Annotated in this window: 24 protein-coding genes; 22 read left to right on the top strand and 2 right to left on the bottom strand. The window is 56.6% G+C overall.

What is annotated here, in order from left to right; translation table 11 throughout:
* The first annotated feature begins 37 nt into the window (after positions 1-37).
* From mshC to BJP08_RS03295, 8 genes are all read left to right on the top strand, one after another.
* Complete coding sequence (mshC, locus tag BJP08_RS03330; RefSeq protein ID WP_071568255.1) at positions 38-1,267, top strand: cysteine--1-D-myo-inosityl 2-amino-2-deoxy-alpha-D-glucopyranoside ligase; 1,230 nt, start codon at positions 38-40, stop codon at positions 1,265-1,267.
* Positions 1,260-1,643 (top strand): hypothetical protein, encoded by a 384-nt coding sequence (locus BJP08_RS03325; protein WP_071568254.1) that lies wholly within the window; start codon positions 1,260-1,262, stop codon positions 1,641-1,643. Before mshC ends, BJP08_RS03325 begins: the two co-directional genes overlap by 8 nt.
* Complete coding sequence (locus BJP08_RS03320) at positions 1,636-2,304, top strand: HAD family phosphatase (RefSeq protein WP_143110002.1); 669 nt, start codon at positions 1,636-1,638, stop codon at positions 2,302-2,304. The genes BJP08_RS03325 and BJP08_RS03320 overlap by 8 nt, the downstream gene beginning before the upstream one ends.
* Positions 2,305-2,345: 41 nt before the next feature.
* On the top strand, positions 2,346-2,609 hold the full coding sequence (locus BJP08_RS03315) for a phosphoribosyl-ATP diphosphatase (protein ID WP_071568253.1): 264 nt from the start codon (positions 2,346-2,348) through the stop codon (positions 2,607-2,609).
* Positions 2,610-2,620: 11 nt separating this feature from the next.
* Entirely contained in the window at positions 2,621-3,469 is an 849-nt protein-coding gene (hisG, locus tag BJP08_RS03310; protein ID WP_071568252.1) for an ATP phosphoribosyltransferase, read from the top strand.
* A 101-nt stretch (positions 3,470-3,570) separates the two neighbouring features.
* Positions 3,571-4,992 carry an aspartate ammonia-lyase gene (gene aspA, locus BJP08_RS03305; protein ID WP_071568251.1) on the top strand — a complete coding sequence of 474 codons (1,422 nt, stop codon included), beginning with the start codon at positions 3,571-3,573 and terminating at the stop codon, positions 4,990-4,992.
* Positions 4,993-5,097: 105 nt separating this feature from the next.
* Positions 5,098-6,411: an anaerobic C4-dicarboxylate transporter gene (locus tag BJP08_RS03300; protein WP_071568250.1), complete on the top strand. Its 1,314-nt coding sequence runs from the start codon at positions 5,098-5,100 to the stop codon at positions 6,409-6,411.
* Between the two features lie 15 nt (positions 6,412-6,426).
* Positions 6,427-8,118: a formate--tetrahydrofolate ligase gene (locus BJP08_RS03295; RefSeq protein ID WP_071568249.1), complete on the top strand. Its 1,692-nt coding sequence runs from the start codon at positions 6,427-6,429 to the stop codon at positions 8,116-8,118.
* Between the two features lie 31 nt (positions 8,119-8,149).
* On the opposite strand, the gene BJP08_RS03290 is transcribed toward BJP08_RS03295, so the two are convergent.
* Positions 8,150-8,959, bottom strand: coding sequence for a RecB family exonuclease (locus tag BJP08_RS03290; protein WP_071568248.1), 810 nt, complete (start codon positions 8,957-8,959; stop codon positions 8,150-8,152).
* A gap of 43 nt (positions 8,960-9,002) precedes the next feature.
* On the opposite strand from BJP08_RS03290, the gene BJP08_RS03285 reads away from it, so the two are divergent.
* The 3 genes from BJP08_RS03285 to arc are packed head-to-tail and all read left to right on the top strand — an operon-like array spanning position 9,003 to position 12,624.
* A complete protein-coding gene (locus BJP08_RS03285) occupies positions 9,003-10,247 on the top strand; it encodes a M18 family aminopeptidase (protein ID WP_071568247.1) in 1,245 nt (414 codons plus the stop codon).
* Positions 10,248-10,262: 15 nt separating this feature from the next.
* Positions 10,263-11,096 (top strand): tRNA (adenine-N1)-methyltransferase, encoded by an 834-nt coding sequence (locus BJP08_RS03280; RefSeq protein WP_071568246.1) that lies wholly within the window; start codon positions 10,263-10,265, stop codon positions 11,094-11,096.
* Between the two features lie 10 nt (positions 11,097-11,106).
* A complete protein-coding gene (arc, locus tag BJP08_RS03275) occupies positions 11,107-12,624 on the top strand; it encodes a proteasome ATPase (protein WP_071568245.1) in 1,518 nt (505 codons plus the stop codon).
* Here the strand turns inward: arc and BJP08_RS03270 are convergent.
* Positions 12,613-14,046: a PLP-dependent aminotransferase family protein gene (locus BJP08_RS03270; RefSeq protein WP_177221705.1), complete on the bottom strand. Its 1,434-nt coding sequence runs from the start codon at positions 14,044-14,046 to the stop codon at positions 12,613-12,615. The genes arc and BJP08_RS03270 overlap by 12 nt on opposite strands.
* A 10-nt stretch (positions 14,047-14,056) precedes the next feature.
* Here BJP08_RS03270 and pdxS point away from each other — a divergent pair, with 10 nt between their 5' ends.
* From pdxS to BJP08_RS03215, 11 genes are read left to right on the top strand one after another with little or no spacing between them, the layout of a single operon-like run.
* Entirely contained in the window at positions 14,057-14,941 is an 885-nt protein-coding gene (gene pdxS, locus BJP08_RS03265) for a pyridoxal 5'-phosphate synthase lyase subunit PdxS (protein ID WP_304441027.1), read from the top strand.
* A 41-nt stretch (positions 14,942-14,982) separates the two neighbouring features.
* Positions 14,983-16,494: a depupylase/deamidase Dop gene (gene dop / locus BJP08_RS03260; protein ID WP_071568243.1), complete on the top strand. Its 1,512-nt coding sequence runs from the start codon at positions 14,983-14,985 to the stop codon at positions 16,492-16,494.
* Positions 16,487-16,672: a ubiquitin-like protein Pup gene (locus tag BJP08_RS03255; protein WP_071568242.1), complete on the top strand. Its 186-nt coding sequence runs from the start codon at positions 16,487-16,489 to the stop codon at positions 16,670-16,672. Before dop ends, BJP08_RS03255 begins: the two co-directional genes overlap by 8 nt.
* Positions 16,669-18,084: a Pup--protein ligase gene (pafA, locus tag BJP08_RS03250; RefSeq protein ID WP_071568241.1), complete on the top strand. Its 1,416-nt coding sequence runs from the start codon at positions 16,669-16,671 to the stop codon at positions 18,082-18,084. The genes BJP08_RS03255 and pafA overlap by 4 nt, the downstream gene beginning before the upstream one ends.
* Complete coding sequence (locus BJP08_RS03245; RefSeq protein ID WP_071568240.1) at positions 18,074-19,018, top strand: YafY family protein; 945 nt, start codon at positions 18,074-18,076, stop codon at positions 19,016-19,018. Before pafA ends, BJP08_RS03245 begins: the two co-directional genes overlap by 11 nt.
* 8 nt (positions 19,019-19,026) lie before the next feature.
* On the top strand, positions 19,027-19,968 hold the full coding sequence (locus tag BJP08_RS03240) for a WYL domain-containing protein (RefSeq protein ID WP_071568239.1): 942 nt from the start codon (positions 19,027-19,029) through the stop codon (positions 19,966-19,968).
* A gap of 36 nt (positions 19,969-20,004) precedes the next feature.
* Positions 20,005-20,292, top strand: a complete 288-nt coding sequence (gene tatA / locus BJP08_RS03235; RefSeq protein ID WP_071568238.1) for a Sec-independent protein translocase subunit TatA — start codon at positions 20,005-20,007, stop codon at positions 20,290-20,292.
* Between the two features lie 37 nt (positions 20,293-20,329).
* A complete protein-coding gene (tatC, locus tag BJP08_RS03230) occupies positions 20,330-21,325 on the top strand; it encodes a twin-arginine translocase subunit TatC (RefSeq protein ID WP_369816382.1) in 996 nt (331 codons plus the stop codon).
* 5 nt (positions 21,326-21,330) lie between these two features.
* Entirely contained in the window at positions 21,331-24,105 is a 2,775-nt protein-coding gene (locus tag BJP08_RS03225; protein WP_071568237.1) for an RNA helicase, read from the top strand.
* 30 nt (positions 24,106-24,135) lie between these two features.
* Positions 24,136-25,275: a Xaa-Pro peptidase family protein gene (locus tag BJP08_RS03220; RefSeq protein ID WP_071568236.1), complete on the top strand. Its 1,140-nt coding sequence runs from the start codon at positions 24,136-24,138 to the stop codon at positions 25,273-25,275.
* A gap of 12 nt (positions 25,276-25,287) precedes the next feature.
* Complete coding sequence (locus BJP08_RS03215; protein ID WP_071568235.1) at positions 25,288-26,502, top strand: lipase family protein; 1,215 nt, start codon at positions 25,288-25,290, stop codon at positions 26,500-26,502.
* Positions 26,503-26,520: the final 18 nt, after the last annotated feature.

Below are 26,520 nucleotides of genomic sequence, written 5' to 3'. Positions count from 1 at the left end.
CGATGTATAACAGCGATACCGCGGTATGGTGGTCACTATGCATTCTTGGCCACAACCTGTTGTTCCTGCCGTCTCTGGTAGCCCCGTGCCGTTGTCTTTGTTCGACACCGCAGACGGGGCGGTAAAGCCCGTTGACACTACGCCGAATCGCTCTGGAAAGGTGGGGATGTATGTCTGCGGCATTACGCCGTACGACTCCACCCATCTTGGTCACGCGGCTACCTACCTTTCCTTTGATCTGATTTACCGTCAGTTGCTTGCCAATGGCCACGATGTTCACTACGTACAAAACATCACTGATGTCGATGATCCGCTGTTTGAGCGTGCGGAGCGGGACGGCGTGGACTGGCGCGAGCTTGGAACGGAGCAAATTAACCTCTTCCGCAGCGACATGGAGGTACTGTCGGTTATCCCTCCACAGGATTACGTCGGGGCCATAGAGACGGTGGACGAAGTGATCGATACGGTGCAGCGTCTCCTGGAAGTCGGCGCAGCTTACAAGCTTGACCATGGCGATATTTACGCTGACATCACAGCGACGAAGCAGTTCGGCTACGAATCAAACATGACTCGTAAGCAGATGGAGCACTTCTTCGCTGAACGCGGAGGAGATCCCAATCGCGAGGGGAAACACGACCCGCTCGACGCACTGTTGTGGCGCGGGCACCGCGAAGGGGAGCCAGCATGGGACTCACCGTTCGGCCCGGGACGTCCAGGTTGGCATGTGGAGTGCTCTGCCATTGCGGCTAATCGGCTTGGAGTACCGTTTGCTATCCAAGGAGGCGGGTCTGACCTTGCGTTCCCGCACCACGAGTTTTCCGCTGCGCATGCTGAGGCAGCTTCAGGTGTGTCTCGGATGGCGCACCACTACGTGCATACTGGCATGATCGCGCTTGACGGAGTAAAGATGTCAAAGTCACTCGGCAATCTGGTCTTTGTTCACAAGCTGACAGAGCAAGGCCATCCCGCTTCTGCGATCCGCCTTGCCGTATTTGCTGGCCATTACCGTCAAGACCGAGATTTTTCCTACGAAACGCTTGCAGAGGCTGAACGTCGACTAGGAGAATGGAGCAAGATGCTCAGCCGGGCTGAGGAGCCGTTACAGGTAGAAAAGACGATCCAGGATTTGCGACAGGCACTTGCCAATGACCTCGACACGCCAGCTGCACTTCGCATTATCGACGCCGCTACTGGCGACTACAACGGGATGCTTCGACAAGCAATCGAAGGCCTCTTGGGGGTAAAGGTGGCCAACTACGATGCATAATCTCCGTACTCTATTCCAACCGGACGTCGACGAATTCATCGACGACCTAAGAATCTTTGCGACTGGCGAGTATCTGCAAGAGCAGGACCTTGCGCTCTGGGAAGCCCCTTTCGATTCTTCAGTGTTACCTGAGCTCCAGGAAATCCTTGAGATTTTCCTTGACACGGCATCGCTCGTCGCTCAGCCAATTGACGACGCCACCATCGAAGACCTCTTCACCGGTCTCGACAGAAACCTAAAAGAGTTCAACGCAAAGTATCAGTACGCTGTGCTCGAACCGGAAGAAATGGCGGACATTGAAGGGCTATTTGCAAAGGTTGCTGCACAACTCGGCGCTGATCCAACTACCGTGCAGGAGTTGTTTGATCGTGAATAGGATTCGCACGCCTCAGGCAGTCCTTTGGGATATGGATGGCACGCTTATCAATACGGAGCCACTTTGGGAACAAGCAACGTTTGAGCTCTCAGAGCTTTTGGGCAAGCGGCTGTCTCCTGGGGAGCGTCGAAAAGCGGAAGGCGTTAGTTTTCCAGCCGCCCTCCAAATTATTAGCAACTGGACGGGATACGTTCTGCAACCAGGGGACACCGAGAGACTGAAGCAGTGGATGCAGGACAGAATGCAGCAGCTTCTTTCGCAAGGCTTTGAGCTCAACCCCGGAATCCCTCACATGCTTGAGATGCTAAAGAGCGCCGGTATCCCAATGGCGGTTGCGACAAATACAGAACGTGTGCTCGCTCAAACCTGCATTGATTTCATCGGCGGAGACTACTTTCAGGCCACCGTAACGGGAGACGAGGTTGCGAATCCTAAGCCTGCCCCCGATATGTACTTAGAAGCAGCGCGTTTAGTAAGCGCAGAGCCGTGGCACTGTATCGCCATCGAGGACTCTCAAGCCGGCATGCGAGCTGCAATACGCGCAGGTACCCAGGTACTAGGACTGGCAGACACGGTTCCACGTCCAGCCACGAAGATTACGTTTTCTGATTTGCAGGAAGCATCATTACATGATGTTGCAGCGTGGTACGCGTTGGCTTAAAACACGCTCGCACCATCGGCTTTTCCGCTAAGGTGTTGTGCGTGAAAGACTTCGATCAACTTTTTGCTCAGCTCACCGAAACCGCGAATTCTCAGCGCCCTGACTCAAGCACGGTACAAGCACTGGAGAAAGGCGCCCACTTCATTGGTAAGAAAATCATCGAAGAAGCTGGTGAAGTGTGGATCGCGGCTGAGTATCAGTCCGACGAAGAGCTCGCGGAAGAGATGAGCCAGTTAATGTACTGGACCCAGGTAATGATGCTGCAGCGTGGGCTCACCCCCGATGACATTTACAAATACCTCTAAGGACTACGCCGATGATTAAATTTGCGGTTCCCAACAAAGGCTCACTGTCTGAAAAGGCTCTACAAATCCTCAAAGAGGCCGGGTACAAGGGGAGAGGTGCATCGAAGGCGCTGAACATCCTAGACGAGGAAAACGCCATTGAGTTCTTCTTTCTCCGCCCGAACGACATCGCGATTTATGTAGCTCAAGGTCACCTCGATCTTGGCATCACAGGACGGGACTTGGCACTCAACTCCCACGCTGAAGTGGAAGAGGTACTGCCATTAGGCTTCGGTGCATCCACGTTCCGATTTGCTGCACCGCAGTCTGAAACGTGGACGGTGTCTGGTCTAGAGGGGAAGCGGATCGCTACTTCGTATCCGCATCTGGTCGTGGACTATCTCAATGAGTTGGACATCACACCAAAGGAAGTCATCGAGCTCGATGGGGCCGTCGAAATCTCCATCAAACTTGGCGTCGCCGACGTCATTGCAGACGTCGTTTCCACGGGGACTACGTTGAAGCAACATGGGCTAGCCCCGTTCGGGGAGCCGATTCTCGCCAGTGAAGCCGTCGTCATCAAGCGAAAAGGCGCAACACTGACGAACGATCATGAGGTCGTATTGCAACGCATCCGCGGCATTTTGAATGCGGAAAACTTCCTGATGCTTGATTACAACGTGTGCCGCGACAACCTCGATAAAGCGAGCGAGCTGACCCCTGGCATGACCGGACCGACCGTCTCTCCGCTCTCGCGAGAAAACTGGGTAGCCGTGCGTGCAATGGTTCCACGCACGCAAGCAAATGCTGTGATGGATGCGCTTTCCGAGATAGGCGCAGAGGCGATTCTGGCGACTCAGCTACGTATTGCCCGTCTATAGATTTGCAATTAAACACCAATAGCTCGTGCCTATCCCCATTACTGGGGTAACTCTGGTGGTTCAAAAGTTGTATTGTTCGGAATTTGCGTACAATCAAAACCATGAGTAATCGCATTGAAGAAGATCTGCTTGGCACACTTGAAGTGCCTTCCGACGTCTACTACGGCATCCACACCCTGCGTGCCGTTCACAACTTCCCGATCTCTGGACAGACCATCAATGACCTGCCAGAGTTCATCCGGGGCATGGTTGAGGTAAAGAAAGCCACGGCCCTGGCAAACCACCGTCTCCGCGTCCTGCCAAAGAAGAAGGCAGACGCGATCGTCAAGGCTTGCGACGAGATTCTCGTCAACGGCCGCTGCATGGATCAGTTCCCAATCGACCAGTTCCAGGGTGGTGCTGGCACGTCCCTGAACATGAACACCAACGAGGTCGTTGCTAACCTCGCGCTCGAGATTCTGGGGGAAGAAAAGGGCAAGTACGACATCATCAACCCGAACGATGACGTCAACATGTCCCAATCCACTAATGACGCATATCCAACTGGCCTGCGTCTTGGCCTGTACTACGCAGTGCAAGGCCTGCTCACCGAGCTTGAGGAGCTCACCAAGGCACTCGACGCCAAGGGTGAAGAGTTCGACGACATCATCAAGATGGGTCGCACCCAGCTGCAGGATGCAGTCCCTATGACGCTCGGTCAGGAGTTCGCCGGCTTTGGTTCACTGATTGGTGAGGAGCTTGATGTTATCAAGTCCGCAGCCGAAGCGCTGCTGACCGTTAACCTTGGCGCAACCGCAATCGGTACCGAGCTGAACACCCCTGACGGCTACCGCCAGAAGATTGTTGAGGCGCTCGCAGAAGTCACAAAGCTTGATATCAAGGGCGCACCAAACCTGATCGAGGCGACGTCCGACACTGGCGACTATGTGTGGATGCACTCCGCACTGAAGCGCGCAGCGATGAAGATTTCCAAGGTTTGTAACGACCTGCGACTGCTATCCTCCGGCCCACGCGCTGGCCTGAACGAGATCAACCTGCCAGAGATGCAGGCCGGTTCCTCGATCATGCCGGCGAAGGTCAACCCAGTCATCCCAGAGGTTGTCAACCAGGTTTGCTTCAAGGTCTTCGGCAACGACGTCGCCGTCCTGACCGGATCCGAGGCTGGTCAGCTCCAGCTCAACGTGATGGAGCCTGTTGTTGCTGAGGCACTGTTCAACTCGATCCGCCTCCTCACCAACGCAACCCGCACACTGCGTGAGAAGTGCATCGTTGGCATCACCGCGAATAAGGACGTGTGTGAAGGATACGTCAACAACTCCATCGGCATCATCACCTACCTCAACCCAGTGATCGGGCACCACAACGGTGACGTCATCGGTAAGGAGGCTGCTGCTACGGGCAAGAGCGTTCGCGACCTGGTGCTCGAGCGTGGGCTCATTACTGAGGAGGAGCTCAAGGTCGTCCTCGGCAAGGACAACCTGATGCACCCCGAGTACCGCGGCGAGTTCTTCGACGAGGACTAGTCAACCAAAAGTAGTAAATCTCACACTCCCGTGATTCGGTAGTTATCGCCTTTAAGTGCGATAATAGAATACGAATACTAATTCGACCGAGTCAGGGGAGTTCCTGTGTTACTTGTGATACAACTCATCATCCTGTTCGGCGCCATTATTCTCGGCGCCCGGATGGGATCCATTGCTATCGGCTTTGCCGGTGGTTTTGGCGTTTTGCTTCTCGGCGTCACTGGCATGTCTGTTACTGCCGATGACATCCCTTTCGATGTCATCGGCATTATCATGTGTGTGATTGCTGCGATTTCTGCAATGCAGCTGGCGGGAGGCATGGACTACCTTGTCTACCTTGCTGAGAAGTTCCTGCGCCGCAATCCAAAGCGCGTCACAGTGTACGCGCCTATCGTTACGTGGCTGATGACCGTACTTGCTGGTACGGGCCACACCGCGTTCTCCACTCTGCCGGTTATCGTCGAGGTTGCAAAGGAGGGCGAAGTTCGCCCGTCGCGCCCACTTTCTGTCGCAGTTATTGCGTCACAGATGGCAATCGTTGCGTCCCCGATTTCTGCAGCAGTAGTTTTTATGGCTTCCGTGCTTGAGCCTTTGGGCGTCGGCTACCTTCAGCTGCTTGGTGTGATGATCCCGGCAACCTTCCTCGCCATTTTCCCGACTGCATGGGTTTCGAACAAGCTTGGCAAAGACCTCGTGGACGACGAAGTGTACCAGCGTCGTCTCGCCGATGGTCTCGTAGCAAAGTCGAGCACGACATCGGACAGCTACAAGCCGAAGGATGGCGCGAAGGCCTCCGTGTGGATTTTCCTCGTCGCGATTGTCATTGTCATGCTCTACGCGACCATCATTTCCGACCAGATCGGTTTAATTGAGAACCCGACCGTCCCACGTAACGAAGCGATTATGGCGATCATGCTTTCCGCTGCCGCGGCAATTCTGCTGATCACAAAGTCGCGTGCTGCCGAGGTCCTCAACACCCAGGTGTTCCGTTCCGGTATGTCTGCTTCTGTTTGCGTGCTTGGCGTTGCTTGGCTTGGTACGACCTTCATCAACCACTACATTGAGGACATTCAGAACATTGCTGGTGACGTCCTGACCGCACAGCCATGGCTGCTTGCAGTCGTTCTGTTCTTCGCAGCATCGCTGCTCTACTCGCAGGCTGCTACCGCGAAGGCCCTTATCCCTGCGGCCCTTGCAATTGGTGTCAGCCCGCTGACTGCTGTTGCTGCGTTCCCTGCAGTTTCTGCGCTGTTCGTGCTGCCTACCTACCCAACCCTGCTTGCGGCTGTGGAGATGGACGATACAGGCTCGACGCGAATCGGCAAGTATGTCTTCGACCACCCATTCATCGTTCCGGGCATCGTATGCATCGCTACTTCGGTAGTCCTCGGCTACCTCATTGGGGCGGTGCTGATTTAGGGCTAAACTAGGGGCATGTCTACACAACACACTGACAGCCCCAAGTCCGAAGTTTTAACTGATGTGGAGATCGCTCAAGCGCATACACTTGAGCCGATCTCCACTATTGCTTTGAAAGCCGGTATTCCCGAAGATGCACTCATTCCTTACGGGAAGTACATGGCAAAAGTTGATCCCGCACTTGTAAACCAAGACAAGCAGGGAAAGATCATCCTCGTCACTGGTGTTTCCCCAACTCCCGCGGGGGAGGGGAAGTCCACCACACTGATTGGCTTGACTGATGCTTTCACAAACCTCGGCAAGAACGCCATTGTTGCTTTGCGGGAACCTTCTCTCGGCCCTGTGATGGGATTGAAGGGCGGCGCCGCTGGTGGCGGTTATTCCCAAGTGGTTCCGATGGAGAACATTAACCTCCATTTCACCGGAGACTTTCACGCCATCACGAGTGCGAACAATACATTGGCTGCGATGATTGACAACCACATCCACCAAGGAAATGAGTTGAACATCGATCCACGCCGTATTACGTGGCAGCGCTGCCTCGATGTGAATGATCGTTCCCTTCGTAATGTTGTCACTGGTCTCGGTGGGCCTGCGCATGGTGTGCCGACGGAAACTGGTTTTACGATCACGGCTGCCTCGGAAATTATGGCTATCCTTGGCCTCGCGCATGATCTCGAGGATTTGCATGAGCGGCTCTCCAACATCACTGTCGGGTTCACCTACGATCGTGAACCGGTGACAGCGGGGCAGCTGAATGCAGCTGGTGCTATGACAGCGCTGTTGAAAGACGCGCTCAAACCGAACCTTGTGCAGACGATGGGTGGGACGCCAGCTTTCATTCATGGTGGTCCGTTTGCGAACATCGCTCACGGCTGCAATACGCTGATCGCTACGAAGACGGCGCAGCAATGTGCTGACTATGTCTTCACCGAGGCGGGTTTCGGGGCGGATCTCGGTGCGGAAAAGTTCTTCGACATCAAGGCGCACTATGGCCACCTCGATGTGGCGGGAGCAGTCGTCGTAGCTACTATCCGTTCCATTAAGTACAACGGCGGCGTTGATCGCTCGGATCTCAAGGCTGAAAACCTGGATGCGTTGGACAAGGGCATCGTGAACCTTGAGCGCCACGTCGAAAACCTACGCAAATTCGGGGTCCGCCCTGTTGTTGCGCTGAACCTTTTCACCTCCGACACAGATCACGAGCGAGAGTGGATGGCGAAGTGGGCGCAGGACTTCGGCGTTGCGCTTGAAGAAGCAGAGGTGTGGGCGCACGGCGGCAAGGGTGCTGAGAAACTCGCGCAGACAGTGCTGGACAACCTGGTTGATGCCGCGTCCGCTTCCTTGTATAACCCGGAAGACGGTGTCGAGCGCTCGATTGAGACGATCGCTCGCGAAGTCTACCGCGCTGCTGACGTACAGTACTCGGACGCGGCGCGTAAAGACCTTGAGAGCCTGCGCGCGAGCGGAGCTGACGCTCTGCCTGTCTGTATTTCGAAGACGCAGTATTCATTCAGCGACGACCCAACACGGCTTGGCGCTCCTGAGGGTCACACGCTGCACGTGCGTCAGCTCATCCCGCGCACGGGTGCTGGGTTTGTCCTCGCGCTCACCGGAGCTGTGATGACCATGCCTGGCCTGCCGAAGAAGCCGGCAGCCGACAACATCGATGTTGATTCCAGCGGAACCATCAAGGGACTGTTCTAGCTCCAGAGGCGAATGAGGTCCGCCGTGGCGTCTATTGAGTATCTGCGGCGGAGCCGGGCCACCCCGGGTAGAGTGGCGGAGTTCCGCCGAACTCGGGGCAGTAGTCCTGGAACGAGCACCAGTCGCAGAGCCTTGACCGTTTTGGTCTGAACTGCCCGGTTTCTCCGTCTCTGGTGATTTTGGCCCACAGGTCGCCGAGATCTCGCTCAAAGTATTCGAGTTCTTCACTTGAGGGGGTCAGGAAAAGCGAATCGGCCACCTTCAGGTACATCAAACGCAACTGCGCGGGTATTTCATTGAAAAGCCTCCAGTACACCAACGCATAGAAGCGCATCTGGAATTTTGCGTCATGTGAATACCTGGGCAGCGGCTTCTTTCCGGTCTTGTAGTCAACGACTCTGATTTCACCGGTTGGGGCGATGTCGACACGGTCGATGAAGCCGCGTACTGGCACACCGTTGGGCAAGACAGTATTCACATACATTTCTTGTTCATGGGCATCAAAGCCGAGTGGATTTTCCATTTGAAAATACCCTCGGAGGAGCGTACGGGCGTCGACAAAGAGTAACTGTTCGTCTTTGATCGGCTCGGCAACATTTGGGTCTTGCTCACACATCTTCCGCCACGCTGGCACGATGAGTTTGACTGCCGCCGGGTAGGTCCGTTGGTCTCGTTGCTTCGCGAAGAGTTCTTCTAATACCGCGTGCACGAGGGTGCCTTTAACTTGAGCTTCGGTCTTTGGCTCCTCAATCTTGTCGATTGCCCGGAGTCTATAGAGCAGCGGGCATTGTTGATAGTCGGAGGCGCGTGAGGGGGACAGGGCTAATGGTTTGGCGTTCATAGTCGTTCTATCCTAGTGGTTTTCTCGAGCTAGACTCACATCTATGACTACATTGATCGATTCGTTTCTTCGATTCCTGAATGAGAGCCCGAGTGCCTTTCACGCAGCAGAAGCTGTCCGCGCAGCACTCGTCGGGGATGGATTCCTTGACGACGCCAGCTCCGCTACATCACCAGCCGCCCCGGGAGGACACGTAGCAGTTGAAGGCGGAGCAGTTGTTGCGTGGTGGGTTCCTGAACACTTTGACCCGACTTCCAGCAGGTTCCGGATCCTTGGGTCCCATACAGATTCCCCGGGGCTCATGGTGAAGCCGAATCCCGACGTGGTGGGAGAGGGGGCTCGCCAAGTTGCGGTTGAGGTCTACGGGGGCCCGATTCTGCAGAGTTGGTTCGACAGGGACCTTGCGTTTGCGGGGCGTGTGGTGGATTCGAGCGGGAAGACCCACTTGGTAAATACCGGCCCTGTAGCTCGGGTGCCGAATCTTGCGATCCACCTTTACAGGGCAGACACTCCTCCTGTTGAGCGCCAGCAACACACACAGCCGGTGCTGGGGGTGGATCGCGCGCTGCTAGACATCATCGCTGAGCAGATTGGGCTTGACGGTGAGCAGGTAGTTGGACACGAACTGATCTCGGTCGACACGCAAGAAGGTGCAGTCATCGGTGACATGCTGATGGCAGGCAGGCTAGACAACCTTTCGAGCGTGTGGGCAAGCCAAGAAGCACTGATTGAAGCCAAGCGTGCGGCAACGCATTCCGATGTATTGGTTCTCGTCGCGTTCAACCACGAAGAGGTTGGCTCAAACTCACCGACTGGTGCAGCTGGCCCTCTTCTCGAGCGTTTCCTTCGACGGATCGCGTCGGGACTCGGGGTCGAGGACTTCCTCAGCTTATGCGCCCGATCTTCGATGGTTTCGGCGGACGCGGCCCATGCGGTGCACCCGAACTATTCGACGAAGCATGACCCGTCACACCGACCGTTGCTCAATGCTGGGCCAGTCCTCAAGGTGAACGCCAATCAGCGTTATGCCTCAGATGCAGAAACAGAAGCCATGTGGATCCGTGCTTGCACGACGTCAGGTGTTCCGAACCAGGTGTTCGTCGGAAACAACGATGTACCTTGTGGGTCGACGATCGGCCCAATCGCTGCGACACGTCTCGGCATCCCTACCGTTGACGTTGGAGTTCCGCTGTTGTCGATGCACTCGGCCCGTGAGATGTGCGGGGTGGAGGACATAAAGTGGTTCGTCGAGGCCCTCCACGCTTTTTATACTCAAGCAAGTGCGTAAGGCATACTGAACGTCATGTACTCAGGCCCATTCCGCGTAGGCGATAAAGTTCAGCTCACGGACGCAAAACGTCGTCATTTTACTATCCAGCTCGTCGAGGGTGGTCAGTTCCACTCGCACAAGGGCATTGTCAGTCACGACGACATCATCGGCGCTCACGAAGGGTCGGTGGTGAAGTCCACGCTCGGGGCAGATTATCTGTGCTTCAGGCACCTCTTGGTCGACCACGTGCTATCGATGCCACGTGGCGCAGCAGTTATTTATCCGAAAGATGCCGCGCAGATTCTGGTTGAAGGCGACATCTTCATGGGCGCACGTGTGCTTGAAGCCGGTGCAGGTTCTGGTGCCCTCACCATGTCGCTCTTACGCGCTGTTGGCCCCGAAGGTCATGTCTTTTCTTACGAGATCCGCGATGACCACCTGCAGTTCGCTAAGGATAACGTCGAGGACTACTTCAACGGACGCCCAGATTGGTGGACCCCGCATCTGGGCGACTTCGGCGAAGTCACCCAAGAAGACCTTGGTGGACCTGTTGACCGCGTGATTTTGGACATGGTTGAGCCGTGGCACTTCATCGACACTGTGAAGAATGTGTTGATCCCCGGCGGCGTTTTCATGACGTATGTGGCAACCGTCCCGCAGCTGATGAACATTATGGAAGGCATCCGGGAAGCCAAGTGCTTCACTGAGCCTCGCGCGTGGGAGACATTGCTGCGTGAGTGGAAGGTCGAAGGCCTAGCAACGCGACCGGAACACCGTATGAACGCGCACACCGCGTTTCTCGTGTGGACACGCCGACTCGCAGACGGCGTGACGCCACCTCGCCCGCAGCGGCGCGCACGTCGCTAAGATTCCTTGTATGACTGAACGCTTGCCCGAAGCCCAAGTACTCACCCGCGAGAACCAACAGCTCCGCGCGCGCAACGCGCAGCTAGCGGACATGCTCAAAACAAGTCGGGACAAGCTTCAAGAACTCTACGAACAGGTCGAATCTCTAGGCGACCCAGCTTCGACATACGGCCTGTTTCTCGAGGCCACTGGAAACGGTTTCGATGCTGAAGTCTTTACGAGCGGACGGCACATGCGTGTCAAAGTCGCACCAACGATCGCGGTCGACCGAGTAAAACCAGGGTCGCTCGTCAGGCTTGGGGACGGCAGCGTCGTCCTCGAGGTCTGCCAGTATCCAGCGGTTGGCCAATTAACCACGCTCGTTGAAAAGCTCGACGCGGACCGCGCCATCGTCCAGGACATCCAGGGCACCGAGCACGTGGTGCGCCTCACGGATGAGCTGCAGCGGGAAAGCCGCGCCGGGGACACCCTACTTACAGATGTGCGCGCTCAGTTTGCGTTCGAGCGGATCGCAAAGACCGAAGTAAATCAGCTTTCGCTCGAAGAAGTCCCCGATGTGACGTATGAGGACATCGGCGGACTCCAAGAACAAATTGAGCTCATCCACGACGCGGTTGAGCTTCCATTCGCGCACCCGCATCTTTACCAGCAATATGACTTGAAACCGCCGAAGGGCCTACTGCTATACGGCCCGCCTGGGTGTGGCAAAACATTGATCGCGAAGGCGGTCGCGAATTCGTTGGCGCACCGCCTGGGCCATGGCGCTTCGGCGCACTTCATCAATGTGAAAGGCCCGGAGCTGCTGAACAAATTCGTGGGCGAAACGGAGCGCCGTATCCGATTGATTTTCGAGCGAGCCCGGGAGCTGGCTTCTGAAGGACGCCCTGTGATCATCTTCTTCGATGAGATGGAATCGATCTTCCGCACCCGCGGATCTGGTGTGTCCTCCGACATGGAAACCACAGTTGTACCGCAGCTGCTCACGGAGATTGACGGCGTAGAAGATATTTCGAACGTCATCGTCATCGGCGCAACCAATAGGGAAGAGCTCATCGACCCGGCCATCTTGCGGCCTGGTCGCCTTGACATCAAGGTACGTATTTCCCGACCAACCAAGGCGGAGGCTCTCGATATTTTCAATCGCTACCTGCGGCCCGACGTACCGCATGCCGCACCGATTGATGAGCTCGCTCAGCTTGCCGTTGAGGAGTTGTTCGCGCCGCGGCCATTTGTTCGCCTGCGGCTGATTGATGGCTCTGAGGAGACGTTGTACTACTCCGACTTTGTATCTGGTGCGATGATCGCGAACATAGTCAGTCGAGCGAAGAAGCTCGCGATTAAGGACGCGATATCGGGTGTGTCGGATTCCGGGGTGTCTGCAGCACACCTGCGTGCGGCTGTTCGGGCCGAACAGCAGGAGAACGAGGACCTCCCAAATACTGCCGATCCGGACACGTGGTCGCGTTTAGCGGGGCGTCACGGCGCACGCGTGGTGTCTGTAGAGGTCGTTGCGAGGTCAGAGTCCTAGTATCGTGGCGAGTGCCCGCGTTGCGGTATTGAAATCTTGATCGCTGAGTGTCGAGAAGCTCAATAGGGCGAATTGCCTCTCACCAGTCTTGGCAGGGCCACTGATTGCACACTCACAGCCCGCGCCCCTGAGCTCCTCCCTGAAACGCAATAGGTGGTGCTCGTGGTCAAACTCGACAAAAATGTCGGCGCTGTTCGCGTTGCTCATAGACGCGTTGCGCGCGCCGGGGACCTCGTTGAGACGTGCAATGAACGGGGCCAATTGTCGACGCCTCTTCGTGAGCCGCGCGTGGAATGCCTTGGTGCTTTTCCTGACAGTGCCGTCAGTAAGGAGATGGGCGATTGCGTGTTGGGTGACCGTCGATACCGGCATGCCAAGCACGCGCCGGATCGCTTGCACCTCGCTGAACGTGTCGGGAGTGGTGACAATGTATCCCGCGGAAAGCTGCTTATGAAGCAGCGTTGTGAATGTACCGAGTGTGAGCACATGACCAGTACTCGGAAGGGCACTGAGTGTCGGCTGGGGAGCAGTGCGGTAACGCAGCTCTGTGTTGAAGTCGTCTTCGATAAGCAACGTGTTCGTCGCCGACGCCCATTCGAGCAGCTCTATGCGTCGACGCACTGTCATGACTCCGCCAAAGGGGGGCACGTGGGCTGGAGTGACGAGGAGCGCGTCGATATCATCGGGGAGCTGCGAAACGAGCACGCCTTGGGCGTCACACAGGCAGGGCACCGTTGTATGACCAGCGAGAGGAATCACGGAGCGCAACCCGCTAGCCTCTGATGTCTCAATCCCAACTCGAACATTGCTTCCGATAGACATCAATGTGAGTAGAAGGCCCTCTCGAGTTCCTCCGGTTACGATGACCTCTTCAGGAAAAACGTGAAGTCCACGGGCAACTCGGAGGTGTTCCGCGATAGCTGTCCGCAGTTTTGGTTCGCCTTGTGGATCCGCCTGTTTTGGGAGGTCGTATGAGGCTTCGCGCCATGCTCGGTGCCACGCCGCTGGCCGAATCATGCCGTCGATACCCGAGGTAGGCGCCAGCGAAAGCAATCCGGATGCCACTACCGAGGCGTTCGACCGTTGCGATGACTGTTGGTTCTGGTGAGGCACACGCAGTTCGGGATGGATCCTTGTCGGGGCGCCCTGCGCCGTCTGTAAATATCCCTCACTGATGAGCTGGTCAAACGCGCTCACCACAGTTCCTCTGGAGACCCCGAGTTGGGCAGCAAGCTCGCGTGTAGAAGCGATGGTATCCCCGGGGCGCAGCGTTCCTTCGGCAACGGCGGTACGGACTTGGGCTGCGATTTGTGCAGGTAGTGAAAGCGATGCGCTGCGCGAGACGGGGAAGAACATAAACACCAACTGGTATAAAATATTGCTGCAAAACTGGACCTCGTAATCGTCCAGATGGTACCGCATGATGGAACCCATGACTGATTTTTCGAAACATGCAGAGTTGACCAACAGCCTGCGTGGCGGCGTCATCATGGACGTTGTCACTGCTGAACAGGCAAAAATCGCTGAGAATGCCGGCGCAGTTGCTGTGATGGCGCTCGAACGCGTACCAGCAGACATCCGCGCGCAAGGTGGCGTCGCCCGCATGTCTGAACCGGATCTCATCGAAGAGATCATCGACGCAGTGGAAATCCCGGTGATGGCGAAGGCCCGTATTGGTCACACGGTCGAAGCCGCCATCCTGGAACATCTGAAAATCGACTACATCGATGAATCCGAGGTGCTCAGCCCGGCGGATTACGTCAACCACATCGACAAGAACGCGTTTGACACGCCGTTCGTGTGTGGGGCAACCAATCTAGGCGAAGCACTTCGTCGCATCACGGAAGGTGCCTCCATGATTCGCTCGAAGGGCGAGGCCGGAACCGGTGACGTTTCCGAGGCCACGAAGCACATCCGCACCATCAAAGCCCAGATCGCGCAGCTGCAGGCCACCGCAGCTTCGAACCCAGATGAGCTCTACGTCGCTGCCAAAGAACTGCAGGCTCCATACGACCTGGTCAAGTACGTTGCAGAAAATGGAGAACTTCCTGTTGCGCTGTTCACCGCCGGTGGCGTCGCAACCCCGGCCGACGCAGCACTCATGATGCAGCTTGGCGCAGACGGCGTCTTCGTCGGCTCCGGTATCTTCAAATCTGAGCACCCTGAAAAGCGCGCTGAAGCTGTGGTGCGAGCTACTCGCAACTGGCAAGACATCGCAGAAGTTACAGCCGCTTCGCGCGGCCTTGGAGAAGCGATGGTCGGCATCAATGTCAGCGACCTCCCCGCGCCACACCGTTTAGCTGAGCGCGGCTGGTAAATCCCAGCAGCAGCGATAGCGTCGCGGTACAGTCGTGAGCCATGGGACGTTTCATGGGAACAGAAACTGAGTATGGCATCACGACTCCGAGCGACCCGACGCTCAGCCCGCTCATTACCTCCACACACGCTGTCGTGGCATATGCCGCGATGCATACAAGCGCGCGCAGTCGGTGGGACTACACAGAGGAGCATCCTCTGAAGGATTCCCGCGGCTACGACCTGCAGCGCTATCGGACGGTTCCTGTCGTCGATCCAAACGCTATCGGCGTCGCAAACGTAGTGACTACTAACGGCGCTCGCTACTACGTCGACCACGGCCATCCGGAGTACTCTTCTCCGGAAGTCGACAACGCTTGGGACGCCATGCTGTACGACGCCGCCGGCGACCTGTACTTGCGGCAGTCCATGGAAGACATTCGACAGCTTTGGGGCGAAGGCATCTCCGTGCTTGACAGTGCCGATCCATGCCCACCCATCAAGTTCTACAAAAACAACGTGGACGGCAAGGGCCAGTCGTACGGAAGCCACGAAAACTACCAGTACTCACGCCATACCGACTTCGCCTCGGTGGTGCAGGGCCTCATTCCATTCTTCGTCACCCGACAAGTGATCATTGGTGCAGGCCGTGTCGGTATCGGCCGAGCGAGTGAGCACCCTGGCTTCCAGATTTCTCAGCGCGCAGACTACTTCGAGCAAGAAATCTCACTCGAAACCACACTGAACCGGGGCATCATCAATACCCGTGACGAACCGCACGCCGACGCGACTCAGTTTCGGCGTCTCCATGTCATCATTGGTGACGCCAATATGAGCCAATACTCCAACTTCTTAAAGCTGGGGATGACCAAGCTCGTACTCGACGCAATCGAGGCGGGTGTAGACTTCTCGGACCTGGATATCCACGACCCCGTCGCAGAGCTACAACGGGTTTCCCATGATCCAACTTGCACGCACAAGCTGTTACTTGCCAGTGGGAAACGTTGCACCGCGATCGATATCCTCCGCGAATACCGGAACCGAGTGCAGGGGCTTCATGGCGAAGGGGACGTCGACAAGCAGGTACTTGCTCTGTGGGGCGAAGTACTCGACGATCTCGAGATTGATCCACTTCGTACCTCTGATCGCCTCGACTGGACGGCGAAGTGGGCGCTTGTGCGTTCCTTCATGGACCGCGGAGTTGCTGCGGACGACCCGAAGCTGAAGATGCTCGACATCCAATACGCAGACATTGATCCTGCGAAGTCGCTATACCACGCACTCGTGCGCAAGGGATCGTTGCGGACGCTTGTGAGCGAGGAGGAGATTGCGCACGCAGCGCAGCACCCACCGAAGAACTCCCGTGCATACTTCCGCGGCAAGGTGACTGAGAAGTTTGGGAACGAAATTGCCGCGTCGAGCTGGCAGTCCATTGTTTTCAAGATTGACGACCGCATGATTCGTGTGCCACTCGATGACGTGGACGGCTGGACCTTTGAGAAAACTGCGGACATTATCAATAGCGCTTCGCAGGCCTCAGAGTTGCTAAACGCGCTAGGGTATAAGCATGTCTAAGCAGCAACAAATGTTCGGTGGAGGAGACACCCCGGAATCGCGGAATGAGGAAGGCAGCAACGCACAGGCGCAGGTCGATGTGACTGGCACTGACGACTTGCTCGATGAGATTGATGCCTTGCTCGACACGAATGCTGAGGAGTTTGTGCGGTCATTCGTCCAAAAAGGTGGCCAATGAGTTCCGAAGCAGCCACATTGTATGCGCGTCGTATCATGGGGGTCGAGACTGAATTTGGGCTCGCCGCCTACGCAAACGGGCAGTCCATCCTCGGCCCGGAGGAGTTGTCCCGCTACCTGTTCCGGCCAGTGGTTGCACGCTATCGGTCGTCGAATATCTTTACGCAGAATGGCTCACGGCTCTACCTGGACGTAGGCGCGCACCCTGAAATCGCAACGCCAGAGTGCGATTCACTCACGCAGCTGCTGCAATACGACAAAGCCGGCGAGTTGCTCTATCATCAGCTCGCGCTGCATGCCGAGGATGCACTCGCACAAGAGGGGACACCCGCCCAGGTGTACCTGTTCAAAAACAATGTCGACTCGCAGGGCAATTCCTATGGCGCACACGAGAACTACCTGGTGAGTCGCGAAATTGTCCTGAAATCATTTAGCAAGCAGCTTCTCCCGTTCTTGATTACACGGCAGCTGATCTGTGGCGCCGGCATGATCAATAAGGGCAGATTCGTTCTGTCTCAGCGCGCCGACCAAGTGTGGGAGGGAGTGTCTTCCGCAACCACACGTACACGCCCCATCATCAACACTCGGGACGAGCCGCACGGAGACTCCCACCGATTTCGGCGGATGCACGTCATCGTCGGCGACTCCAACATGTCGGAGACTACGTTCGCGCTCAAAGTTGGTGCAACGCTGTTGGTCATCGAGATGCTCGAGGCAGGCTTCCCGATGCCGATCTTCGAACTCGAGGACCCGATCGCGCACATCCGCGCAATCGCGCTTGACGCATCGGGGCAAACCGAACTCACCTGTAAAGATGGCTCAACTGTCACAGCGCTTGCGGTGCAGCAGCAAATTCTCGACGCCGCTACGCAATGGCTGACGCAACGGCCCAATGAGGGCACCCCAAACGAGGAACTCGAAAGGGTAGTGGAAGTGTGGCAGCGTGTCCTGCACGCGATCGAGACACAAGACTTTACTGCAGTGGACACCGAAATCGACTGGGTGATCAAACGCAAACTTTTAGAACAGGTCCGTGAAAAACTTGGTGCTGATTGGTCCCACCCAAAGTTGGCGCAGATCGATCTGACATACCACGATATCAACCCGGACCGTGGTCTCTTTTACCTGCTGCAGCGCAAGAGGCTGGCAGCTCGTTGGACAAGCGACACGGAAATCCGGCAGGCGGCAGAACAGCCCCCGGCTACCACCCGTGCTGCGTTACGAGGCAAATTCCTCTCAACTGCTCGGGAATACGACGCGGAGCACAACGTCGATTGGGTACACCTGAAAGTTAACCGTCCTGAGCCACAAACGCTGAAGCTTCTCGACCCCTTCGAAACAGAAAACGCCGAAGTCGATGCGTTGATTCAGTACATCATCGACAACCACCAGCAGGAGCGTCATGACACGTAGCGATGCAATGACTGCCCGACAGCTCAACCTAGCATTCGCGTTACTGGGCTCCACACGTCCAAGGTCGCAAGGGTGGATTGCGAAACACGTCGATGGATATGCCGATCGAACTCCCGAGGCACTCGAAAAGCTGATCAAACGTGATGTCGACGACCTTCGCCGGGTTGGCGTGCCTGCAGAAACCCAAGCTGGTGAAGCATGGATCGAACACGATAAGTATGAACTCGCACCGCTTGACCTCACCGTCGAGGAAGCAACCGCTCTCGGCCTTGTGGTTGATCTCAGCCAGGCGGGACGCCTTGGCGCATTTGCTCGTTCCGGATGGACAAAAATTGCGGCCTCAGGGGTGACACGTACGTTCGACAGCCCGACAATTGCCTTCGTCGACAACGACATCATCAACCTCAACCCCGATGTACTCAAGGCAGTGCTAGCATGCGCTCGAACAAAAACACGCATGACTTTCGATTTTCAGCCAGCACCGGGAGCTTCATTGCAGCGTCGCACAATCGACCCTTGGAGCGTCATCCCGCTCAACAATAAGACGTATCTTGTCGGCTGGGACTGCGGTCGCCAACAGGAACGAGTCTTCAGGCTGATGAAGATGAGCAACATCAAAAAAGCAAAGGACCAGACTGCCTTTCACGAGCCCTCCGAGAACCCTCTTGATGTGCTTCAGAACGTTCTGCGTGGACCCCTTGTCGACGCTACCGTGGAGGTCTCCTCCGGGGTAGGCGAGGAACTCTCGCTGCAAGGGGAGCGCAACGAAAGCACCACACCAGGGCGGGACTGCGTCGTGCTCCAAGGCGTCGAACGAGATTGGCTGGTGCGCACCCTTGCAAGTCTCGCCCCGCACGTGCACTCAATCACTCCTCCCGATCTCCGAGCAGAAGTTCTCACGCTGTTGCGCAAACAGCTCCGTGGACAGGAATGAGTTGAAGTATGAAGCAGACCGCTGCGGTAGAACGCCAAGTACGCCTCGCACGTCTTCTAAACTTGTTGTCGTATCTCTCACAACACCCAGGGCGATCGCCCATGGAAATCGCGCGTGATATCGGCACAGACGCCGAGCAGGTCAAAAGTGACCTCGCAATGCTGCACTTGTCAGGCGTAGGCAACGGCCCCGGGGAGATGATTGACCTCGAACATTCTTGGAAAGAAGTCATTGTCATCGATGACCAGGGGCTGAGTCGACCGCTGCGTTTGACGCCAACGGAAGCCAACACGCTTCTACTGCTGCTGGATTCCTTCGAAACTATGCCGGGCCTGCTCAATCAAGCAGCGTTGAGTTCGGCGGCTGAAAAGCTGAGGACCGCAATCGGGAATCCCGCTGTGCTCGATGCTGAGTCAGACCGAAGCAGTCAAGGTTCCGTCACTGACGTGCTTCAAACTGGAATGCAGAAGGGTGTTCAGGTACTAGTGACCTATTTTTCACCGTCCTCGGACTCGCTTCGCGCACGCCAGTTGACTGGCATTAAATTCTTCCATCAAGGTGGCCACACCTATTTCAATGCGCTAGAGGCAGGAGAGAAAAAGAGCTTCCGCATTGACCGTATCCGTGAGGCTCAACTGACGACGTCTCCTGCGGAGCGCGTCGAAAATGGTGTACCTTTCAACGGCTCTGATCCATTTGGTTTCGATGCCACGAACGTCGCCATGCTTCTTGTGTCTCCCGATGCCACATGGCTTGCTGACTACTGGGAAATCGAAATAGGCAAGCCCACCGATGACGGCCGAATCCAGGCAACCATGGTCTACGGCTCCGAGGACTGGCTGATCCGATTCTGCCTCAGCCAAGGAGACCGCATCGAACTCGTTGGTCCGCCAAAGCTAGCTGCTGAGGCACGCCGTCGTGCGTTTGCTGCCCTGGAGGCATTAGAATAGCGGAGGACTCTACTCAAGCAGTGTGAAAGGAATCCAATGCCGAATTTAGGTTGGATGGAAATCCTCATTATTCTGGCCATCGTGCTTTTGCTGTTCGGGGCAAACAAGCTTCCCGATCTTGCACGTTCGATGGGTCGCTCCGCCCGCATCTTCAAGTCTGAAGTAAAGGAGCTGCGCAACGATGACGACGCCCAAGCCACTCCACAGCAGGCCGCGCAGAGCCAAGAGCCAAAAGAAATCGCCCCTCCAACGAGCCAACAGCAGACCAACCCTAACGCCCAGCAGGGTTTTTGGGACGCGCCTGAAAACCAGCACCGGCAATAGCGTTTGTTGTTAAATAGTACCTGGAGGTCGTAGTTCAGTGGGGCAACAGCAAGTCCAGCCTTCCCGAAAGGCAGCTCGCCGTTTTCGCCGAAAGCCGAAGAACGCTACGGGCGAAATGACGCTCGTTGAGCACCTGAAAGAGCTACGACGTCGTGTGATCGTTTCCCTCGTTGCGGTGTGCATCGGCACCGTCGTGGGCTTCATCTGGTATCAGTCGGCGCCTTTTAACTGGTACCCGCTGGGTGAGATCATTCGAGGCCCGTACTGCAACCTCCCGACTGAACTCCGGGCAGATTTCACAGGAGACGGCAACTGTCGCCTCTTAGCGACGGGCCCCTTCGAAATGTTCATGCTGCGCCTGAAAGTAGGCGCACTCGCAGGTCTTGTACTCGCTTCGCCGGTGTGGCTCACGCAGGTTTGGCGTTTCATCACACCCGGACTGCATAAAAACGAAAAGCAGTACACGTTTACGTTTGTGACGCTTGCCGTGCTGTTATTCGTAACCGGCGCCCTCCTCGCATACTTCGTCTTGGACAAGGGTCTGTACTTCCTGATGACAATGGGCAGTGAAGTACAGATCGGTGCACTGTCCGGTGGAAGTTACTATAATTTTCTGCTCGGGCTCATCGTCGTGTTCGGCGTCAGCTTCGAGGTCCCGTTGATCATCATGATGCTGAACGTCGCGGGCATGGTTCGTTACGAGCAGGTCAAAGACAAGCGCCGAATTATTATCGTCGTCATCTTCATCTTTGCGGCGTTTATGACCCCAGGCCAAGACCCATTCTCGATGGTCGCGTTGGCACTTTCAATTACGTTCCTCGTTGAGCTCGCGTTCCAGTTCTGCCGGATAAACGATAAGCGTCATAATAGGAACAGGCCGGATTGGCTCGACCTTGACGACGACGAATCCTCCGGGCCGATCGATGCAGCCGCACCCATCGAGAAAGCAACGCCGATTGGTAGCGCAGGGGCCGTCGAGAAGCCAAAGCCCGTGCACACGTTTACCGAGGATCCATTCAACGACGTACTGTAGGGAGCATGTCTGCTTCCTCTGACTCGTTTCTCGCACAGTTTCAGGCTTCGAAGGAATTTCCCCTTGACAGCTTCCAGATTGAAGCTTGCCAGGCGCTCGAAGACGATCGGGGAGTGCTGGTTTGTGCCCCGACAGGGTCAGGGAAGACCGTCGTCGGCGAATTCGCTGTTGCATTAGCGCTTTCACGAGGCACGAAGTGCTTCTACACCACGCCGATTAAGGCACTGAGCAATCAGAAGTACCACGACTTTGTTGCAGCATACGGTGAGGACGCTGTCGGACTCCTTACGGGAGACGTCAGCATTAACGGATCGGCAGACATCGTCGTGATGACGACCGAAGTGCTGCGCAACATGGTGTATGCGGAAGCACCGCGCCTGGACCGGCTCACCCACGTAGTAATGGATGAAATACACTTCCTCGCAGATCCCGAACGCGGTCCGGTGTGGGAAGAAATTATCCTCAACTTGGATGATTCAGTGCAGATCATTGGCCTTTCCGCGACCGTCTCTAACTCGGAAGAGTTCGGTGAATGGCTCAATACAGTTCGCGGTGATACCTCAGTCATCGTTTCTGAAGAACGCCCAGTCCCTCTCAGCCAGTACATGATGGTGGGCAAGAAAGTCCTCCCACTGTTCGAACCCACCACAGCGTCCGCTGAACCGGAGCTCAACAGGGCGTTAGCGCACCAGATCGCGCGTATCGAGTCTCGTACTACTGAAGAAGGCGCGGATGACTTCCTCGAAGGCCGCGGATTTCGCGCCCGGTCGAGCGGACGCCGACACGGCAGGGCACGTCAACAAGACCGGTACCGTCCGATTGGTCGACCTGAAGTCGTCGAAGTCCTTGACGGACTCGAGATGCTCCCGGCAATTATTTTCATCTTCTCGAGAGCCGGATGCGATGGCGCCCTCTACCAATGCCTCCGCTTCCGGAAGGAGCTCACGACTGAAGAGGAACGTGCACGCGCCGCCGAAATCATCGATGCCGGCGTGGAAGGCATCCCAGAGGAAGACCTCAAAGTACTGAACTACCGACAACTGCGGAGCGCTTGGCTCCGAGGATTCGCCGCACACCACGCTGGTTTGCTGCCAGCGTTCAAACACATCGTCGAGCAGTTGTTTGTGGAGGGTCTCGTCCGCGTCGTCTTCGCGACCGAGACCCTCGCATTAGGCATCAACATGCCAGCCCGCACCGTCGTGCTGGAGAAACTCGTCAAGTTCAACGGTGAAGGCCACGTGGACCTCACTCCAGGTCAATACACACAGCTCACGGGGCGCGCCGGTCGACGTGGGATCGACGTACTCGGAAACGCCGTGGTCCAGTGGGCACCTGCGATGGACCCACAGTTTGTAGCTGGATTGGCGTCGACAAGAACATACCCACTCATCTCGCCGTTTGCCCCGGGCTACAACATGGCTATCAACATGCTTTCTATGAACGGCTACGATGACTCGATTCGGCTCATAGAGCAGTCATTCGCGCAGTTCCAAACCGACCGATCGGTTGTCGGCGAGGTCCGAGATTTGGAACGGCTGGAGAGCAAAGTTGCTCGCCTTCGTGCCCAATTGTCCCGCGATATCTCTTCATACGCGCCTCCTTCAGACCATGCGATTGAAGACCTCTTGGAGTATTTAGACATCCGACACGCGCTGAGCGTGGAGGAGAAGAACGCACGGAGAGACGCGCTCGATAACCGACAAACTGAGATCACCCGTGTGCTGGCGCGACTGGAAGTTGGAGAAATCATCGCTCTCCCTGGAAAGCACCAACCAGAACTTGCTGTCGTTGTTCAACCAGCTGGTCGGCACGACGATCCCAGACCTTGGGTGACTACAGAGCGAGGCTGGTCGAGTCGCATCAACACCGACTTCTTCAAAAACGTTCCGCTCGTTGTTGGGCGTATGAAGGTTCCGCGGCATACACGAGACCAACCGCGTAAATTCGCGAAGAAGATTGCGAGCCAGCTCCGCCACGCCCCTGTGCATGCGCCAAAGCGACTACGCGAGAAAGCACGGTATCGCACTCCAAAGTCAGTCACGAAGCTACGGGAACAACTTCGCTCGCATCCTGTGCATTCGTGGCCGGCGACAGACCGGGAAATGCTGGCCAGAGTCGGCGAGAAGCTTGCTCGTGAGCAGCGCGCCCTCGACCGAATGAGTAGGCAGGTAGACAGTGCCACAGACACCCTCGGTAGGACGTTCGAGCGACTCATCGGACTGTTGCAGGAACTCGACTACGTAGAACGTATCGAACGAGATTTCCAGGTAACTGAGGAAGGCGAGCGCTTGGCAAAGTTGCACAATGTCTCGGACCTTCTCGTGGCACAGTGCCTGAAGCGTGGGATTTGGGACGGGTTGGACCCTGCAGAGCTCGCTGGTGTTGCGTCCATGGTCGTGTTTGAGAACCGTCGTACCACGGGAGGCTCCCCGGATGCCGCTACAGAGCCAATGGCATACGCGATGAACGAGACCATGCGCGTGTACGGTGAGCTCGTCTCTGACGAGCAGCGGCACAACCTTCCACTGACCAGGATGCCGGATGCGCACTTCTCGCTCGCCATCCATCAGTGGACGGCAGGCGCCCCGCTTGGCTACGCACTCGCGGCAGCGGCGGAATCGGGTGCGGAGTTGACCGCAGGCGACTTTGTACGATGGTGCCGACAGGTCATTGACCTGCTAGAACAAGTGAGAAAGGTCGGCTACAGCGACGAGATTCGGCATAATGCGAATCGGGCTATCGAGGCTATCCGGCGTGGCGTTGTTGCTATCGGCAATTAGCTCGTTGCGTGGTGCGCCTACGATGGATGCATGACTTTCTTCGGTAACGACATCTTCGTGCGGCGGCGCACAGTTGCATGCGATCTTCTCGGTGAGAACCAGCTGCGCGCCGTTGTCATCGGCCCTGGTCCAGAGTTCGAGTACCTCACCGGAGTGCAGATCGACACACACGAGAGGCTTTCTGCAATCGTTCTTACCGACAAGGGGAAAGCAACCGTTGTCCTTCCAAGCACTGATGCAGGATCGTTCCCCACAGATGACCCGACGCTTACCTGCATTGGTTGGAGCGACGGGGAAAACCCCTACGACATTGTCCATGCACTCATCACAACGCCTGCTGATGCGGCAGTGCCACCCGTCGTCGGGCTAGGTAGCACATTGACCGCGGACCACGTGCTCGCGTTGCAGCAATACCCGCTCGAAACTTGCCTTGCGCAAGAAGCCCTCGCGGCTCTGTTTATGATCAAAGATCCCGACGAAATCGAACAGCTCGCTCAGGCAGCCGAAGCCATCGATCGCGTCCACGCCCGAGTACCTTCGCTATTGACGCCCGGTACCACCGAACGGGCTGTGGCTGAGGCCCTGCACTCGGCAATCCTCGAGGAACACATTGCAGTAGATTTCGTGATCGTCGGCTCCGGCCCCAACGGCGCGAACCCACACCATGATTTCTCTGATCGAGTCATCGAAACCGGCGACATCGTAGTCGTCGATATCGGGGGGACTATTGCAAGTGGTTACCACTCCGACTGCACGCGTACATACCTCGTCGAAGGCGCATCGTGCAGCCAAGAGCAACTCGACGCCTACAATGTGCTCTTGAACGCGCAACAGGCTGCATGCGACGCCGCCCGCCCGGGTATGCGCGCAGAAGAACTCGACGCGGTAGCCAGAGACATCATTTCCGAGCACGGGTACGGCGAGTGGTTTACACACCGAATCGGGCATGGTATTGGGTTGGCCGGTCATGAGCCACCATTCTTAGTAGCCGGCAACGACCTCGTCCTGCAGGAAGACATGGTCTTTTCTATCGAGCCTGGAATCTACAAGCCAGGCAGTTGGGGAATGCGTATCGAGGACATCGTGCATCTTCAAGCTGACGGTGCGCGTGCGCTGAATAAACGGCCAAAAAACTTGCAGCCGCATCTCCGCGATAACCCGATGAATTAGGAAAGCACGTCTATGGATTTTGGGTTGACACTTCGGACACTTCTGCCTCTAGGCCTCGACCTCACGCATTCGCATCCGACCACGGATACCGAGTACGGCAGAGCTACCTGGTCTGTCGGAGCGCCCCCAGGCACGCTTCTCCAGGCAACCCCAATCCGCCCAGTTGGCCTCCAATACCGCCCGAACCGCGCCGATGCTTTCAGAATCGAGTACGTTACAACCGACGAACACGGCCGCGTTATGTCTGCCACCGGAGCTGTGTTCCGCAGCAGGCGACCCTGGCATGGCAACGGTCATCGCCCATCCATTGCGTTTGCTCCCTCCACGCAAGGCGTTGCCCCTGCGTGCGACCCCTCGTATTCGTGTACCGTGGGATTCCGCCTGCGTCGAAAGCCTCTGGACCTTATCGCGGCCTACGAGCAACCTGCAATCAACATGTTGCTCGCTGCGGGTGCCAATGTTGTGTTGACAGACTATCCAAGGGACCCCGAAGACAATGTGCAGCTCTACTGCTTCCATCGTGCGGCAGCCCACGCGCTTGCCGACGCCGTACGCGCTAGCACGGACCTCGGGTGTGGCGTCGAAAAACTTGGACTCTGGGGCTTCTCCCAAGGCGGGGGAGCGGCTGCATCGTGGCTAGAACACCCCGAATACGCACCAGAGTTAAACCTGCGCGCCGCGCTCGTTGGCGCGCCACCGGCAGATCTGCTCGCAATGCTGGACCACATCGATGGAACACTTCCGTCCATCATGATTCTCTACGCCGTCGCCGCATTATTGGCTTCCGACGTTGAGATCGCTGAGGAGCTCATGCCGCACTTAAGTCCCGCCGGGATGTCCGCAGTCATCCTTGACGCCAACTTGTGCGCAATAGGGGCGGTTATCCGGCACGCCTGGGCGAACACAACCCTCTGGACCAACTCCGGTATCCCGATGTCTTCGCTGCTCGAGGTGCTTCCTAAAACAGCTGCGGCCTTAGAGGCTAACGCACTGGGCAAGCGTGCGCCTCTCGATATTCCGCTTAGGCTTTGGGGAAGTAGGAACGACGACATCGTTCCTTGGCGAGTCGTCGACGACTTAGGACAAAAGTGGAACAGACCTGTTCAAATGCGTAAACTACCCAAACTGCCTGGTAGGACAGGCATCAATCACTTCACCCCGTATTTTCAACACCTCCGAAAAGACGTCGTCTGGTTGTTAGACAGGCTTGAGTCTCAGGATGAGTAATCAAGCCCTCGGGCTAAG

The sequence above is a fragment of the Corynebacterium sp. NML140438 genome (assembly GCF_001875725.1).
Classification (GTDB): Bacteria; Actinomycetota; Actinomycetes; order Mycobacteriales; family Mycobacteriaceae; genus Corynebacterium.
Note: the sequence above shows the minus strand (reverse complement) of the source record. Positions and strands in the feature narration are given on the sequence as shown.

Bases quoted from the DNA above. Each gene is read 5' to 3' on its own strand.
- mshC (WP_071568255.1), top strand. From the start codon at position 38: ATGCATTCTTGGCCACAACCTGTTGTTCCTGCCGTCTCTGGTAGCCCC.
- dop (WP_071568243.1), top strand. From the start codon at position 14,983: ATGGGACGTTTCATGGGAACAGAAACTGAGTATGGCATCACGACTCCG.
- BJP08_RS03290 (WP_071568248.1), bottom strand. From the start codon at position 8,959: ATGAACGCCAAACCATTAGCCCTGTCCCCCTCACGCGCCTCCGACTAT.
- tatA (WP_071568238.1), top strand. From the start codon at position 20,005: ATGCCGAATTTAGGTTGGATGGAAATCCTCATTATTCTGGCCATCGTG.
- pafA (WP_071568241.1), top strand. From the start codon at position 16,669: ATGAGTTCCGAAGCAGCCACATTGTATGCGCGTCGTATCATGGGGGTC.
- pdxS (WP_304441027.1), top strand. From the start codon at position 14,057: ATGACTGATTTTTCGAAACATGCAGAGTTGACCAACAGCCTGCGTGGC.
- hisG (WP_071568252.1), top strand. From the start codon at position 2,621: ATGATTAAATTTGCGGTTCCCAACAAAGGCTCACTGTCTGAAAAGGCT.
- BJP08_RS03325 (WP_071568254.1), top strand. From the start codon at position 1,260: ATGCATAATCTCCGTACTCTATTCCAACCGGACGTCGACGAATTCATC.
- arc (WP_071568245.1), top strand. From the start codon at position 11,107: ATGACTGAACGCTTGCCCGAAGCCCAAGTACTCACCCGCGAGAACCAA.
- BJP08_RS03245 (WP_071568240.1), top strand. From the start codon at position 18,074: ATGACACGTAGCGATGCAATGACTGCCCGACAGCTCAACCTAGCATTC.
- BJP08_RS03295 (WP_071568249.1), top strand. From the start codon at position 6,427: ATGTCTACACAACACACTGACAGCCCCAAGTCCGAAGTTTTAACTGAT.
- BJP08_RS03270 (WP_177221705.1), bottom strand. From the start codon at position 14,046: ATGCGGTACCATCTGGACGATTACGAGGTCCAGTTTTGCAGCAATATT.
- BJP08_RS03280 (WP_071568246.1), top strand. From the start codon at position 10,263: ATGTACTCAGGCCCATTCCGCGTAGGCGATAAAGTTCAGCTCACGGAC.
- BJP08_RS03240 (WP_071568239.1), top strand. From the start codon at position 19,027: ATGAAGCAGACCGCTGCGGTAGAACGCCAAGTACGCCTCGCACGTCTT.
- BJP08_RS03220 (WP_071568236.1), top strand. From the start codon at position 24,136: ATGACTTTCTTCGGTAACGACATCTTCGTGCGGCGGCGCACAGTTGCA.
- BJP08_RS03225 (WP_071568237.1), top strand. From the start codon at position 21,331: ATGTCTGCTTCCTCTGACTCGTTTCTCGCACAGTTTCAGGCTTCGAAG.
- BJP08_RS03215 (WP_071568235.1), top strand. From the start codon at position 25,288: ATGGATTTTGGGTTGACACTTCGGACACTTCTGCCTCTAGGCCTCGAC.
- BJP08_RS03255 (WP_071568242.1), top strand. From the start codon at position 16,487: ATGTCTAAGCAGCAACAAATGTTCGGTGGAGGAGACACCCCGGAATCG.
- aspA (WP_071568251.1), top strand. From the start codon at position 3,571: ATGAGTAATCGCATTGAAGAAGATCTGCTTGGCACACTTGAAGTGCCT.
- BJP08_RS03285 (WP_071568247.1), top strand. From the start codon at position 9,003: ATGACTACATTGATCGATTCGTTTCTTCGATTCCTGAATGAGAGCCCG.